Consider the following 13695-nt stretch of genomic DNA (forward strand, 5'->3'; position numbering starts at 1 on the left):
GATCCTGGGCATCTCCCGATTCGCGCCCAACAAGCCCTGACCCTCTGAACCCTTGCCGTCCGGGTCGGCCGGAACGGCGACGGCTCCCGGCGCCGGTCCGGCCGGCGCCGGGGCCGCCCCTTCACCTGCCCGAAGGACTCAGTGGCCGAAGTCGAACCAGTTGACGTTCACGAAGTCGGCGGGCTGGCCGCTCGTGAAGGTCAGGTAGACGTCGTGGGTGCCCGTGACCGCGGTGATGTTCGCCGGGACCGTCCGCCAGCTCTGCCACCCGCCGGTGCCCGCGATCGAGAAGCTGCCGACGGGCGCCGAGTTCCGGTCGTCGAGGCGCACCTCGACGAGCCCGCTGACCCCGCCGGCCGCACCGCTCGCCACGCGTCCGTAGAACTGCTTCGCCGGTGTGGAGCCGAAATCGACGCCCCTGAAGAGTGCCCAGTCGCCGTTTCCGATCGCCGCCAGGTCCTGGCCGCCGCCGGAGTCCGTGGTGGCCTCCTTGACCGTGCCCGCCTGGCCGTCGTACGACTCGGCCTGGATCGCGGAGTACGCGTCACGGTTGCCCGCCGGCGGTGTGGTCGGAGGCGTCGTCGGCGGAGTGGTGGGCGGGGTGGTCGGCGGTGTGGTGGGCGGTGTGGTGCCGCCCGTCGAGCGGAGGACGGACACGTAGTCGACGACCATGGCGTGGCCGGGCTGGGTGCCCGCGTCGGGCCCGCCGCCGAAGGCATCGGGGAAACCGCCGCCCATGGCGACGTTCAGGATGATGAAGTAGCCGTGGTTCGTGGCGTTGGTCCAGGTCGTCGCGTCCACCTGGTTCGCCCGTACGGTGTGGAAGTTGAGGCCGTCGACGTAGAAGCGCATCTCCTCGACCGCGGTCGAGCGGTCCCACTCCACGGCGTAGGTGTGGAAACCGGCCTGGCAGCTCGTGCCCGGGCAGACGTGCTGGCCGCCGATGCCGGACGTCTCGTTGCAGGGTCCGCCGGGGCTCGTGCCGCAGTGCACGGTGGCCCAGACGTTGTTGATGCCCTGGACGTTCTCCAGGATGTCGATCTCACCGATGCCGGGCCAGTTCCACCAGTTGCCGCGGTACGGGGCTCCGAGCATCCAGAACGCCGGCCAGTAGCCCTTGGCCGCCGGGCCCGTGACGTTCGGCATCTGGATGCGCGCCTCGGTGCGGAGCGCGCCGCCGGCCGGGGGCTCGAAGTCGGACCGCCTGGTCTCGATCCGGCCGGACGTCCAGTTGCCGGCCGCGTCCCGCCGCGGCGTGATGCGCAGGTTGCCCGCGCCGTCGAGGGAGACGTTGGAGGGGTCGGCGGTCATCGTCTCGATCTCGCCGGTACCGAAGTTGGCGGGTCCGCCGGGGTAGCTGGTGCCGGTGGTGTACTGCCAGTCGGCGGTGTTCACCCCGGATCCGGCGGCTCCGTCGAAGTCGTCCAGGAACACGCGGGACCAGCCGGCCGGGGTGGGGGGAGCCGCGGCGCTCGCGGGCAGTGCGATGCCCGCGGCGGCTGCCGCGACCACGGTGATCGTGCCGAGCGCGGCCAGGACGGCCCGCCGGACCGTCGGTCGTGTCCTGCCGGATATCTCACGCATGGGTGCCCTCTCTGAAGCGCGGTGAGGCGCGGTGCGGGGGGAAGAGCCGGAGGTCCGCCGTCTTGAGAGCGCTCTCAAGACGGCGGACGCTGGACACTGTGCTCCCCGCCCTCGCTGCCGTCAAGAGATGGAACCGGCAAAGCCCTTACGGGTAGAGGGAGTTCAAGGAGTGAACACACGCCCGCGCCGACCCCTGCCGCAGGGTCGCCGGCAGCGCCGGGGCAGCGCCGGGGCAGTGCCAGGGCAGTGCCGAGGAAAGTGCCGGCGACGGACGGAGATCACCCGTGCGGTCCAACCCGCCGCGCTCAGAAGGGCGGACCGAGCACCTCCTCGGCTCCCGGCAGGTCGTGGACATCGGACGCCGTCCCGGTCAGGGGCAACAGCCCGGCCAGCGGGCATTCCACGGGCATCTCGTGGTCCACCTCCCACTGGCCGGCCGTGTTCCCGCCGGAATGGTCCGTGATGCAGACGGCGTACAGCCGGCCGGCGCAGCCCCGGCACAACAGGGGCCCCTGGGCGGTCACGGCCGGCCCCCTCGGTCCGCCCCGGCCGTGCCGGCGCCGCCGCGCCCCGAGGGGCGCGTCCCCGGAGTGCCGGGTCCGCCGCGCGCTTGTAGCGTCGGTCGCGACAGGAGTCCTGGTGAATCGACAGGAGTCCACCGGCCGGTTCGCACACGCGGAACACGTCCCGTCAGCGCGCCGAGCCACCCGTGTGCCGCCCGTGTCGGCGCAGAGCCGGTCCGCCCCTCGTGCCGCGGCCGGGCGCACGCGCAGCCCCCGTGAGAGAGGCCGTGCCGATGTCGAACGATGTCCCGATAGCGAGCCTGCTGCGTGTGGAGAGGGGCGTTGCCGCCCCGGAGGAACTGGCCGCGCTCGCGGTCGTCGTCGCGTGTTACGCGCACCGGAACTCCCTCGAACGCGACGGTGCCCGGCACGGAGGCCGGGACCGGGCCGGCGGTGCGGCGGGCGGCGGCGTCGGCTCCGCAGCCGGCCGCCGCCGTGCCTTCCGGCCCGACGCCGGCTGCTGGGCGAACTGCTGGGCCTGCCGTTGAACCCCTTCCGCCGGCCGCGTGCACGGCCGGCGGAAGGGGGGCCGAGGTGGTCACGCCCGGCGCAGCACCGTCGAGAGGACCTCGTGCAGCGTCGCCCGGGGATCGGCGACCGCGCCCTCCGAGCGCCAGGCCACGAACCCGTCCGGCCGTACGAGCACGGCGCCCTCGACGCTCATCGCGTGGACCTCGCTCCAGTCCGATCCGCTGCCGTCCTGGACCAGGTCGGCGACCGGCCCGGAGCCGATGGTGTAGGCGTCCAGCCGCACCGGCAGCTGCTCCGCGACCTGTTCCGCGGCCGCCTGCCACGGTGACCCCGCGCCGCTGAGCAGCACGAAGGAGCGCTCGTACAGGTCCAGCGTGGAGATCCGTTCACCCGCCCGGGTCAGCCACATGTGCGGGGCCCGGGTCCCGGTGTCGCCGACCATGCGCATCGTCTCGGGGATGACGGGCCGGCCCGGTTCGGCGCCGACGAGGGCGCCCTGCGCGTAGGAGTAGCCCATGGCCGTGGTCAGCACCCCGCTGCCCGGCCCGCCGCCCATGGTGGGCGGGGGCGCGTACCCCGGGTGGCTGTGCTCCGCCGAACGGGCCGAAGCCCGCTCGCTGGTGGCCCGGGCGACCGGCAGCCGCTCGGCCTCGTAGGTCTCGAGCAGCTCGATGCCGGCCGATCCGTCCAGCACCGCGGCGATCTTCCACGCCAGGTTGTGCGCGTCCTGGATGCCCGTGTTGGAGCCGAAGGCCCCGGTGGGGGACATCTCGTGGGCCGCGTCCCCGGCGAGGAACACCCGACCGGACGAGTACCGCTCCGCCACCCGTTCGGCGGCGTGCCACGGCGCCTTGCCGCCGATCTCCACGTCCAGGTCGGGTACGCCGATCGCGTCGCGGATCTGGTCCACGCACCGCTCGTCGGTGAAGTCCTCCAGGGTCTCGCCCTGGTCCGGGTGCCACGGGGCGTGGAAGACCCACTGCGTGTTGTTGTCCACCGGCAGCAGCGCACCGTCCGCCCCCGGGCGCATCAGGTAGCAGACGATGAACCGCAGGTCGCCCAGCACCTCGACGAGCCGCTCCGAGCGGAAGGTGACGCTGACGTTGTGGAACAGCTCGCCGTTACCCGTCTGGGGGATCCGCAGCTGTTCCCTGACGGGGCTGCGCGGCCCGTCCGCCGCGATCAGGAAGTCCGCGCGCACCGTGCTGTGCTCGCCCGTCAACCGGTCCTTCACCACGGCGCTCACTCCGGTGGCGTCCTGGTCGAAGCTCATCAGTTCGGTGGAGAACCGCACGTCCGCGCCCTGCGCGCGGCTCTGAGCGGCCAGCACCGGCTCGATGTTGTTCTGACTGCACAGGCACCAGCCGGTCGGGCTGAAACGGGCGATCGCCCCCGACGGATCGATCGACTTGATCAGCCAGTTGTGGTCGCTGCGGTCGGTCAGCGACCGGGCCTGCAGAATGCCCTGAATGCCCTCCAGTACGGACGCCGCCTGGCGGATCGCGCGCTCCGCCCCTGCCGTGCGGAACAGCTCCATCGTCCGGGCGTTGATGCCGCGGCCTCGCGGGTGCGGGGACGTACCGGAGTGCTTCTCGACGAGCAGGTGCCTCACTCCGTGGCGGCTCAGGAAAAGCGAGGTGGACAGGCCCACGAGGGAGCCGCCCACGACGAGAACCGGTACGCGAACATCGGCGTTGTCTTCCATCAGCTGCGGGCTCCTGTTTTCTGTGTGGGGGAGTGGAGTCTTTATGCCCCCGATCCGCGATCAGGCCCAGTTGATTCGCCGGTTGTCACCCGCTTGATCCGGACATGTAGCGGTACGTCGCCACCCGGATGACGATGAGCGACAGCGGCTCCCCCTGAGACGCGCCGGCCTGCCGTTCCCATGGAGGCGGCCGCCGGCCCGGGCGGACGCCACCGGTGACGGACGAGGGGTCCGTACGCGATGGATCTCCACCCCCTCATGAAGGAGTGAGTAGATGACAACCACCCTGTCCGAACGGGTGTCGCAGTCAGCCTTCGACGGCTCCATGCTCCGGGTCGTCCTGCTGATGGATCTCCACGAGGGGACCCAGCAGCAGTTCTTCGAGGCGTACGAACAGCTCCGCCACGACATCGCGTCGGTCCCGGGCCACATCAGCGATCAACTGTGCCAATCCTTCGAGGATCCCTCGCAGTGGCTCATCACCAGTGAGTGGGAGAGCGCCCCGCAGTACCTCGCATGGGTCAACAGCGAGCACCACGCCGAACAGGTGAAGCCGCTCGGCGCGTGCGCGCGCAACATGCGCCCGCTCAAGTTCACCGTCCTGCGCGAGACCGGCCGCGGCTACGACCAGGCCGCCCGCCCGACCACGGCGCGCCTGCAGGCCACACCCCGGCTGGGCGCCGGAATCGTGCGCCACGCCCTCACCTTCACCGTCAAGCCGGGCAGCGAGAAGCAGGTCGCGGCCATCCTCTCCAGCTACGCCTCCCCGGCCGCCCGCGTCGACGCCCACACCCGCCTGTGCCGCACCTCGCTCTTCATGCACGGCAACCGGGTCGTACGGACGGTGGAGGTCCAGGGCGACCTGGTGACGGCCCTGCGGCACGTCTCCGAGCAGCCCGAGGTGCGTGCGGTGGAGGAGGCGATCAACCCCTACCTCGAACAGGACCGGAACCTGAACGACCCGGAATCCGCGCGCATGTTCTTCATGCGCGCCGCGCTCCCGGCGGTCCACCACATCACCGCACCCGAGTCCGACTCCGCCGACGTGCAGCGGCACGCGCTGTTCTACGAGGCCAAGCCCGGCTGCGGCGTGGCGCTCGCCAAGTTCCTCGCCCGGCAGGACGAGGCGGCCGCGCACCGCCCGAAGAGCCCCGTACGGAGCAGCAGCATCTTCCAGCGTGACGACATCGTCGTCCGCCTCATCGACGTGCGCGGCCCGCTCGACGCCCAGCCCGACATCACCTTCGGCGTCTCGGGCCCGCGCAAGGCGGCGGTGCTCGCCCGGCTGACGGCCGCGCCCGGCGGGCGCGTTCGCCCCGCGCACCACACCATGAACCTGATCACCGACCGCCGGGCAGCCGCGCAGTCCTGATCCCCGCCGGGAAATCCATCCGGAGCACCACCCCTCTCCACCCCTCGCTCCACCCCCTGCCCCGACCCCCATGCCCGTCCAGGCTCTCCCCACACGCCAGGAGGAACCCGCCATGACCAGACAGCGCCCACGCATCGTGGACCTCAGCGAGACGCCGCCCAACCGCCGGCGCGGTGGCGATCTGAGGGCCGTGCTCACCCCGACGTCGGTGGGTTCCACCAGCGGCTTCATGGGCATGGCGATCATGGCCCCCGGGGAATCCATCGCCGAGCACTACCACCCGTACTCCGAGGAGTTCGTGTACGTGGTCGCCGGCCGGCTGGAGGTGGACCTCGACGGCGAGGCCCACCCGCTGCGCACCGACCAGGGCCTGCTCGTCCCCCTCAACATGCGCCACCGCTTCCGCAACGTCGGCGACACCGAGGCCCGCATGGTCTTCCACCTCGGCCCGCTCGCCCCGCGTCCCGAACTCGGCCACGTCGACACCGAGGAGGCCCCGCACCCGGAGAGCACCGCCTGGGAGCAGCCTCCGGACCGAACGGGAGCGGTCTCGTGACCCGCCGACGGGTGGCCGTCACCGGAGTCGGCGTCGTCGCGCCCGGCGGGATCGGCGTCCGCGACTTCTGGGACCTGCTCTCCAACGGCCGTACGGCGACCCGCGGCATCAGCCTTTTCGACCCGAAGGGTTTCCGCTCCCGGATAGCCGCCGAGGTCGACTTCGACCCCGCCGCGCACGGCCTCGGCGAGGGCGAAGCGGCCCGGGCGGACCGGTACATCCAGTTCGCCCTGGTCGCCGCCCGTGAGGCCGTCCGCGACGCGGCACTCGACCTCGACACGGACGAGGCCTGGCGGACCGGCGTCTCCCTCGGCACGGCCGTCGGAGGCACCACCCGGCTGGAGCACGACTACGTCGCCGTGAGCCAGTCCGGCTCCTGGTGGGACGTGGACCACAAACTGGCCGGCCCGTACCTGCACCGCGCGTTCACGCCCGCCACCCTCGCCTCCGCCGTCGCGGAGGAGGTCGGTGCGCGGGGCCCGGTCCAGACGGTCTCCACCGGCTGCACCTCGGGACTCGACGCCATCGGGTACGCCGTCCACTCCATCGCGGAGGGCCGGATGGACGTCTGCATCGCGGGCGCCTCCGACTCACCCATATCGCCCATCACCGTGGCCTGCTTCGACGCCATCAAGGCCACCTCGCCGAACAACGACGACCCGGCGCACGCCTCGCGGCCGTTCGACGCCGACCGGGACGGGTTCGTCCTCGGCGAAGGCGGCGCCGTCCTCGTCCTCGAAGAGCTGGAACACGCCCGCGCCCGCGGTGCGACCGTCTACTGCGAGATCGGCGGCTACGCCACCTTCGGCAACGCCCACCACATGACCGGCCTGACCGCCGAGGGCCTGGAGATGGCCCGGGCCATCGAAACCGCCCTCGCCGAGGCCGGAGTCGGCGCCGACCAGATCGACTACGTCAACGCGCACGGATCCGGGACCAAGCAGAACGACCGCCACGAGACCGCGGCGGTCAAGCGGGTCCTGGGCGACCACGCCTACAAGACGCCGATGACCTCCATCAAATCCATGGTGGGTCACTCGCTCGGCGCCATCGGCGCCATAGAACTCGCGGCCTGCGTCCTCGCCATGGTCCACCAGGTGGTGCCGCCGACCGCCAACTACGAGACGCCCGACCCCGAATGCGACCTGGACTACGTGCCCAAGGTCGCCCGCGGCCGGAAACTGCGCAACGTGCTCTCCGTGGGCAGCGGCTTCGGCGGCTTCCAGTCCGCCGTCGTCATGACCCGGCCGAAGGAGGAGGTCTCGTGACCAGCCGTACGGTCATCACGGGCATCGGGGTCATCGCGCCCAACGGCGTGGGCGCCGACGCCTTCTGGAAGGCGACCCAGTCCGGGGTCAGCGTGCTGGACCGCGTCACCCGGGCGGGGTGCGAGCACCTGCCGCTGCGCGTCGCCGGCGAGGTACGGGGCTTCGACCCCGGCGGCATGGTCGAGGACCGCTTCCTCGTCCAGACCGACCGGTTCACCCACCACGCCCTGGCCGCCGCCGACCTCGCCCTGGAGGACGCCCGGCTCGGCCGGGCCGACTACGAGGGCGATCCCTTCTCCGTCGGCGTCGTCACCGCCGCGGGTTCCGGCGGCGGCGAGTTCGGCCAGCGCGAGCTGCAGCACCTCTGGGAACAGGGACCGCGCTTCGTGGGCCCGTACCAGTCGATCGCCTGGTTCTACGCCGCCAGCACCGGCCAAATCTCCATCCGCCGCGGGCTGAAGGGCCCCTGCGGGGTCGTCTGCAGCGACGAGGCGGGCGGACTGGACGCCTTCGCGCACGCGGTCCGGGCGATCCGCCAGGGCAGCCGGGCCATGCTGGCCGGGGCGACGGAGGCGCCCCTCGCGCCGTACTCCATCGTCTGCCAGCTGGAGTACGAGGGGCTCAGCACCGGGGACGACCCCGAGCGCGCCTACCGGCCGTTCACCGACAAGGCCTGCGGATTCGTCCCCGCCGAGGGCGGCGCGATGTTCGTCGTCGAGGGCGAGGCCGAGGCCCGCCGCCGCGGCGCCACGGTCCGGGCCGTCCTGGCCGGCCACGCCGCGACCTTCACCGGCACCCAGCGGCCGGACGCGACCGGCGAGGGACTGGCCCACGCCATCCGGGGCGCGCTCCGGGAGGCCGGCTGCGCGCCGGAGGAGATCGACGTGGTCTTCGCCGACGCCCTGGGAACCCCGGAGGCGGACGCGGCCGAGGCCGCGGCCCTCGCCGACGCCCTCGGCGCGTACGGGCGGAAGGTGCCGGTCACGGCTCCCAAGTCCGGTACCGGCAGGGCGTACTGCGCGGCGCCCGCCCTCGACACCGCGGCCGCCGTCCTGGCCCTGGAGCACGGAGTCGTCCCGCCGACCCCGAACGTCTACGACGTGTGCCACGACCTCGACGTGGTGACCGGCAGCGCCCGCCCCGCGGAGCTGCACACCGCGCTCGTGCTGAGCCGCGGCCGGATGGGATCGAACTCCGCGCTCGTCCTGCGCAAGGGCTCGCCGGCGACCAAGTAGCGCCCCCGGAGAAGAGAGAAGCCAGATGTCCGACCGACTGACCCTGGAGGAACTGGCGGTGCTGATGAAGACCGCCGGAATCACCGTCGATCCCCGCGAGATGGCGAGCCGTCCGGACTCCGCCTTCGACGAGTACGGCCTCGATTCGCTGGGCCTGCTCGGGATCGTCGGCGAACTGGAGAACCGGCGCGGGCGGGCCCTGCCCACCGACGCCGAGCGGTGCAAGACCCCCGGGGAATTCCTCGACCTCGTCAACAACAGCCTGATGACCGGAGCCTGACATGCCAGGACACACCGAGAACGAGATCACCGTCAACGCGCCCGTGGACGTCGTGTGGGAGATGACCAACGACCTCCCGAACTGGCCGCAGCTGTTCAGCGAGTACGCCTCGCTGGAGATCATCGACCAGCAGGGCGACACCACCCGGTTCCGCCTGACCATGCACCCCGACGAGAACGGCAAGGTCTGGAGCTGGGTCTCCGAGCGGACCGTCGACCGCAAGAGCCTCACCGTCCGCGCCCGGCGCGTGGAAACGGGCCCCTTCGCCCACATGGACATCCACTGGCAGTACTTCAAGGTGCCCGGCGGCACCCGGATGAAGTGGACCCAGGACTTCGCGATGAAGCCCGACGCGCCGGTGGACGACGCGTGGATGACCGACAACATCAACCGCAACTCCCCGATCCAGATGGCGCTCATCCGCGACAAGATCGAGCAGCGCGAGCGCGAGAACCGCACCCCGGCCGTCAGCCGTCTCTGAAACGAAAGGCAGGCACCCGGATGAACCAGCCGCACCGCGCGCTCATCGTCGCCCGCATGGCGCCGGGGTCGGCGCCCGACATCGCCGAGCTCTTCGCGGGCTCGGACGCGGGCGAACTGCCGCACCTCGTAGGGGTCACGCGCCGCAGCCTCTTCCAGTTCGGCGACGTCTACCTGCACCTGATCGAATCGGACCGGCCGCCCGGCCCGGCGATCGCGAAGGTCACCGACCACCCCGAGTTCCGGGACCTCAGCGACCGGCTGACGGCCTACATCAGCCCGCACAACCCGGAGACCTGGCGCAGTCCGAAGGACGCGATGGCCCACGAGTTCTACCGCTGGGAGAACCCCGGCGCGAAGTGACCCGGCGGCCCGGACGGGACCCGCACACCGGTGTGTGCGGGTCCCGCCGCGCGTGGCCCGCCGACGATCCCCGTATCCGGAGTCCGAAACAGCCCACAGCAGGGAGACGGAATGAACCCGACCGACACCGACCACTTCCCGGCGGACCCGGCCCGCCCGCACGAGGACACGTTCTCCCATTCCTCCCTGCGCGTGCTCGTCCTGTCCGGGTCCTCGCGCACCGGCTCGGTCAACGCCCGGCTCGCGTCCCTGGCCGCCGCCCAGGTGGCCAGGGCCGGCGCCGTCGCGGACGCCGCCACCCTCGCCGACTTCCCCATGCCGCTGTACGACGGCGACGCGGAGGCCGACGAGGGGGTGCCGAAGGGGGCCCTGGCCCTGTGCGAGCGGATCGAGGCCGCGCAGGCGCTGGTCATCGCCTCGCCCGAGTACAACGCCTCCGTCCCGGGCGCGCTGAAGAACGCCGTCGACTGGGTCTCGCGCCGCCGCCCCCAGCCCTTCAAGGACAAGCAGACCCTGCTGCTCTCGGCCTCGCCGTCGATGGTCGGCGGCAACCGCGGACTGTGGGCGCTGCGGGTCCCGCTGGAGCACCTCGGAGCCCGCGTCTACCCCGACATGTTCAGCCTGGCCAACGCCCACCACGCGTTCTCCGAGAACGGCGCCCTCGCCGACCGGGGCCTCGCCGATCGGCTGACCTCCACGATCGGCGCCTTCCTCGCCCTCACCGAAGCCGACACCCGCTACCTGCACCTGCGGCACTGCTGGTACGAATTCCTCGGCGACCGCACGGACGCCCCGGTGACCGCCCGGGCCGAGGACTGATCATCAACGACCACGGGGCGTGAGCTATGTTGGAACGCGAGTGACATGAGAAGGAGGCCCTCCGGTGTCATCGGGGCAGCAGGCACGCGCGCAGGCGGCCGCGATCAAGCCGAGCGGCCAGTCGTCGGAAGAGGTCCGCCCCCCGGCCGACCGGCTCCTCGCCCTTTTCGACGGCCGGCGCCTCTCGCCGGGCCAGCGCCGCATCGCCCAGTACCTGATCGACCACCTCACCGAGGCCGCCTTCCTCTCGATCACCGAGCTCGCCGAGCGGGTGGGCGTCAGCCAGCCCTCCGTGACCCGCTTCGCGTCCTCCCTCGGATTCAGCGGCTACCCCGCCCTGCGCGACGTGCTCCAGCCGATCGCGCTGAGCGCGGTCGCCGGGGCCCCGGACACCCGCGAGCAGATCCGCCGCAACGAGCTGCAGGCGGCCGTGGACGCCGAGATCGAGAACCTGGAGAACGTGCGCCGGCTGCTCGCCGACACCAACCAGGTGCTGGACATCGGCCGGGAACTGGCGGCCTCGGTGCCCCTGACCATCCTCGGACTGCGCATCTCGGTCTCCCTGGCGGAGTACTTCGCGTACGCGGCCCGGCGCATCCACCCCGACGTCCGGCTCGTGACCCGGGGCGGGAGCGTCGCCTTCGACGCGCTGCTCCAGTCCAGGGCGGCCGGCGGAACCTGGGTCCTCGCCTTCGCCATGCCGCGGCACGCGAAGGAGACCCTGGCCGCCATCCGGGCCGCCCGCAGTACGGGGCTGCGCGTGGTCCTGATCACGGACCCCACCCTGGGGCCGCTGGTGGACGAGGCGGACGTGGCCCTGACGGCGGGGACCGGATCCCGGCTGGTGTTCGACTCGTACGCGGCGCCCGGGATGCTCTCCGCGGCCCTGCTCCAGTCCATGGCGGACGCGGACCCCGAGCGGACGCAGGCGCGCCTGGAGGACTACGAGCAGGTCGCCCACCATCACGGCTTCTTCCTGTAGCGCGGATCCGGCCCGCTCCACCAGGGGATATTCAGCCTTCGATGTGCATGAAATTTTTCATACTCTTGCTTACTCGACGGTATATATGTTTACTGACGACGGCGCTCCGGATCCACCAGATGCCAAGGAGGGCGACCCCACGTCCTCTCGAACGTACGCACGGCACGACGAACCTCCTCACGTCGCGGCCGCGCGTCGAGTCCAGGCTTTCGGATCCCGCAGAGCGCCCATGGCGGCCTCGGTCAACCCCTGGGCCGAGGCCGCCCCCAAGAACGTCTCGATCAGAGCTTCGACACCATTCGGAAGTGACGAGAATGCCCCAGACGGCCACGTTTACGCTCAGCCCGGACTGGCCCCTGCAGGTCAAGGCGCCCGGAACGCACGACTGGGAGCGCACGGCGACGCGCTGGCTGAGGGACCTCCTCCCGGCCCGCTACGGCGGCTACCTCACGCTCACCCGCCACCACGCGCTCCTGGCCCGGCACGTCCAGCTCCAGCTGCAGCACGAGATGCGCGCGGTGCGGGCGGCCCTGCAGACCAGCCGGGCCGAGCTGCCGACGATGGGCATAGCCGAGACGGTCATCGAGAACTCGATCAGGATGTACGCCCTGGAGCTCGAGCAGCTGAGCCGGCTCGCCCGAGGCGCGCGCCTGGTCTCGGACGCGCTCCTGGTCGGCACCCCCGCCCAGCGCAGGCGCTGAGGGCCCGGGCCGGCGGTTACGCGGGCTGCCAGGAGCGGAGCCGCGCGGCCACGTCGTAGACGCTCACGCGGAGCATGCGGATGTCGGTGATCAGGTCGCGCCACTGCTCGTAGGAGGCCTCCACCGCTTCACCGGAGGCCTCGATGTACGCGACGGCGACCCCGTAGGCGAAGTACTCGTTGGAGTCGGGGAGCGGCCGGAGCAGGACGATCGCGTCGAGCAGCGCGGCCGCACGCCAGTAGGCGTCGGGGTCGTCCACTTCCAGGCTGGGCGTGTTCACCCGGTGCCGGGCGACGGCGGCGACCAGGGCGGAGTGGTCGGCCACCTCCACGTCCTTGAACAGCGCCTCCTGCCGCTCCAGCAACCAGCGGTGATCGATGTGCAGTTCCACGCGTCCGAGTATCCCCGCCCGGGGCCCGGCCGTGGGGCTTTTCGGGTCGGGCGGGGACGTACGCGGAGCCGGAACCGCGGCTACGGCTTCGGCAGCAGGCAGCCCGGGCGGTTCAGGTCGATCTTGTTGCCGGGGCCTATGCAGGGGACGATGGTGTACGTCTGCTGGGCGTAGTTGATGCCCTGGCGGACCGTTACGGTGCCGTTCTGGTCGACCTCGCACGGGTTGTTCACCGTGCAGCGCCCGCCGTCCTCGTTGCCCGTGTTGTTGACGGCGACGACCTTGCCGGTCGTCGTGTCGATCACCGGCGAGCCGGAGGTGCCGCCGATGGTGTTGCAGGACGGGGTGTAGCGGACCGAGTCCTTCCAGGTCCAGTCGCCCTCCTTGAGGAGGTGGGCGAAGCCGTCCACGTTGCAGCTGTAGATCCGCTTCCAGTAGCCGGAGACCACCTTGATCGCCGAGCCCTGCGCCGGGCGCACGTCGTTCAGGGTCAGCGCGGTGATGCCGTACTGGCTCTGGATCTGGGCGTAGGTCTTGGTGAGCTGGTAGATCGAGACGTCCGTGTCGGTCATCGTCCCGTACGCGATCTTGCTGGCCCGCAGGGTCGCGACCTTCGAACCCGACGCGTTGAGCAGCGAGAAGGAGCGCGAGGACGGCCGGTCCTTGACGACCTCACCGGCGGCCGGGAAGCCGGTCTCCAGGCAGTGCCCGTTGGACAGGACGAGCGCGGGGTCGTTCGGCTGGGAGGCGGGCGCGCGGACGACGGAGCCGGAACAGTTGCTGAGGGCCACGGTCCCGGCGAAGTTGACGGCGACAGCGGTCGCCGGGGGTGCGGCGGCGGCCGGGGATGCCGCTGCTCCCATCAGGAGCAGCGAGAGTAAGGCACCGACGAGAGGCTTTTTCATGTGGGGGTTCCCCTCTGATG

16 protein-coding genes are annotated in these 13695 nt (G+C 71.6%); 11 read left to right on the forward strand and 5 right to left on the reverse strand.

The window, feature by feature from the left end:
- Positions 1 to 138: 138 nt before the first annotated feature.
- Together ACIPYQ_RS13900 and ACIPYQ_RS13905 are read right to left on the reverse strand one after the other, a co-directional pair.
- Positions 139 to 1584 carry a glycoside hydrolase family 16 protein gene (locus ACIPYQ_RS13900; RefSeq protein ID WP_401250153.1) on the reverse strand — a complete coding sequence of 482 codons (1446 nt, stop codon included), beginning with the start codon at positions 1582 to 1584 and terminating at the stop codon, positions 139 to 141.
- Positions 1585 to 1889: 305 nt separating this feature from the next.
- Complete coding sequence (locus ACIPYQ_RS13905) at positions 1890 to 2108, reverse strand: hypothetical protein (protein WP_361769655.1); 219 nt, start codon at positions 2106 to 2108, stop codon at positions 1890 to 1892.
- 272 nt (positions 2109 to 2380) lie between these two features.
- Here ACIPYQ_RS13905 and ACIPYQ_RS13910 point away from each other — a divergent pair, with 272 nt between their 5' ends.
- Positions 2381 to 2635, forward strand: a complete 255-nt coding sequence (locus tag ACIPYQ_RS13910) for an acyl-CoA carboxylase subunit epsilon (protein ID WP_401250156.1) — start codon at positions 2381 to 2383, stop codon at positions 2633 to 2635.
- Between the two features lie 50 nt (positions 2636 to 2685).
- Here the strand turns inward: ACIPYQ_RS13910 and ACIPYQ_RS13915 are convergent, their stop codons facing one another.
- Entirely contained in the window at positions 2686 to 4323 is a 1638-nt protein-coding gene (locus ACIPYQ_RS13915) for an FAD-dependent oxidoreductase (RefSeq protein ID WP_401250159.1), read from the reverse strand.
- Between the two features lie 274 nt (positions 4324 to 4597).
- Here ACIPYQ_RS13915 and ACIPYQ_RS13920 point away from each other — a divergent pair, with 274 nt between their 5' ends.
- The 10 genes from ACIPYQ_RS13920 (at position 4598) to ACIPYQ_RS13965 (ending at position 12379) form a co-directional block, all read left to right on the forward strand.
- The gene (locus tag ACIPYQ_RS13920) at positions 4598 to 5695 is read left to right on the forward strand and encodes a SchA/CurD-like domain-containing protein (RefSeq protein ID WP_361769661.1); all 1098 of its coding nucleotides are present in this window, start codon (positions 4598 to 4600) and stop codon (positions 5693 to 5695) included.
- Positions 5696 to 5807: 112 nt separating this feature from the next.
- On the forward strand, positions 5808 to 6251 hold the full coding sequence (locus ACIPYQ_RS13925; protein ID WP_327412173.1) for a cupin domain-containing protein: 444 nt from the start codon (positions 5808 to 5810) through the stop codon (positions 6249 to 6251).
- On the forward strand, positions 6248 to 7519 hold the full coding sequence (locus tag ACIPYQ_RS13930) for a beta-ketoacyl-[acyl-carrier-protein] synthase family protein (protein WP_401250163.1): 1272 nt from the start codon (positions 6248 to 6250) through the stop codon (positions 7517 to 7519). Before ACIPYQ_RS13925 ends, ACIPYQ_RS13930 begins: the two co-directional genes overlap by 4 nt.
- A complete protein-coding gene (locus ACIPYQ_RS13935; RefSeq protein WP_401250166.1) occupies positions 7516 to 8754 on the forward strand; it encodes a beta-ketoacyl synthase N-terminal-like domain-containing protein in 1239 nt (412 codons plus the stop codon). Before ACIPYQ_RS13930 ends, ACIPYQ_RS13935 begins: the two co-directional genes overlap by 4 nt.
- A gap of 25 nt (positions 8755 to 8779) precedes the next feature.
- Positions 8780 to 9034: an acyl carrier protein gene (locus ACIPYQ_RS13940; protein ID WP_361769667.1), complete on the forward strand. Its 255-nt coding sequence runs from the start codon at positions 8780 to 8782 to the stop codon at positions 9032 to 9034.
- Between the two features lies 1 nt (position 9035).
- Positions 9036 to 9515 (forward strand): SRPBCC family protein, encoded by a 480-nt coding sequence (locus ACIPYQ_RS13945; protein WP_361769669.1) that lies wholly within the window; start codon positions 9036 to 9038, stop codon positions 9513 to 9515.
- A gap of 20 nt (positions 9516 to 9535) precedes the next feature.
- On the forward strand, positions 9536 to 9877 hold the full coding sequence (locus ACIPYQ_RS13950; protein WP_319732405.1) for a TcmI family type II polyketide cyclase: 342 nt from the start codon (positions 9536 to 9538) through the stop codon (positions 9875 to 9877).
- Positions 9878 to 10063: 186 nt separating this feature from the next.
- Positions 10064 to 10696, forward strand: coding sequence for an NADPH-dependent FMN reductase (locus tag ACIPYQ_RS13955; RefSeq protein ID WP_401250848.1), 633 nt, complete (start codon positions 10064 to 10066; stop codon positions 10694 to 10696).
- 64 nt (positions 10697 to 10760) lie between these two features.
- Entirely contained in the window at positions 10761 to 11678 is a 918-nt protein-coding gene (locus tag ACIPYQ_RS13960; RefSeq protein ID WP_351302892.1) for a MurR/RpiR family transcriptional regulator, read from the forward strand.
- A gap of 314 nt (positions 11679 to 11992) precedes the next feature.
- On the forward strand, positions 11993 to 12379 hold the full coding sequence (locus ACIPYQ_RS13965) for a hypothetical protein (RefSeq protein WP_030723417.1): 387 nt from the start codon (positions 11993 to 11995) through the stop codon (positions 12377 to 12379).
- A gap of 16 nt (positions 12380 to 12395) precedes the next feature.
- Here the strand turns inward: ACIPYQ_RS13965 and ACIPYQ_RS13970 are convergent, their stop codons facing one another.
- Both ACIPYQ_RS13970 and ACIPYQ_RS13975 read right to left on the reverse strand, forming a co-directional pair.
- Positions 12396 to 12770 (reverse strand): hypothetical protein, encoded by a 375-nt coding sequence (locus ACIPYQ_RS13970; RefSeq protein WP_030723419.1) that lies wholly within the window; start codon positions 12768 to 12770, stop codon positions 12396 to 12398.
- Positions 12771 to 12850: 80 nt separating this feature from the next.
- Complete coding sequence (locus tag ACIPYQ_RS13975; RefSeq protein ID WP_401250171.1) at positions 12851 to 13675, reverse strand: trypsin-like peptidase domain-containing protein; 825 nt, start codon at positions 13673 to 13675, stop codon at positions 12851 to 12853.
- Between the last annotated feature and the right edge of the window lie 20 nt (positions 13676 to 13695).

The sequence above is a fragment of the Streptomyces sp. NPDC090045 genome (assembly GCF_044747975.1).
Classification (GTDB): domain Bacteria; phylum Actinomycetota; class Actinomycetes; order Streptomycetales; family Streptomycetaceae; genus Streptomyces.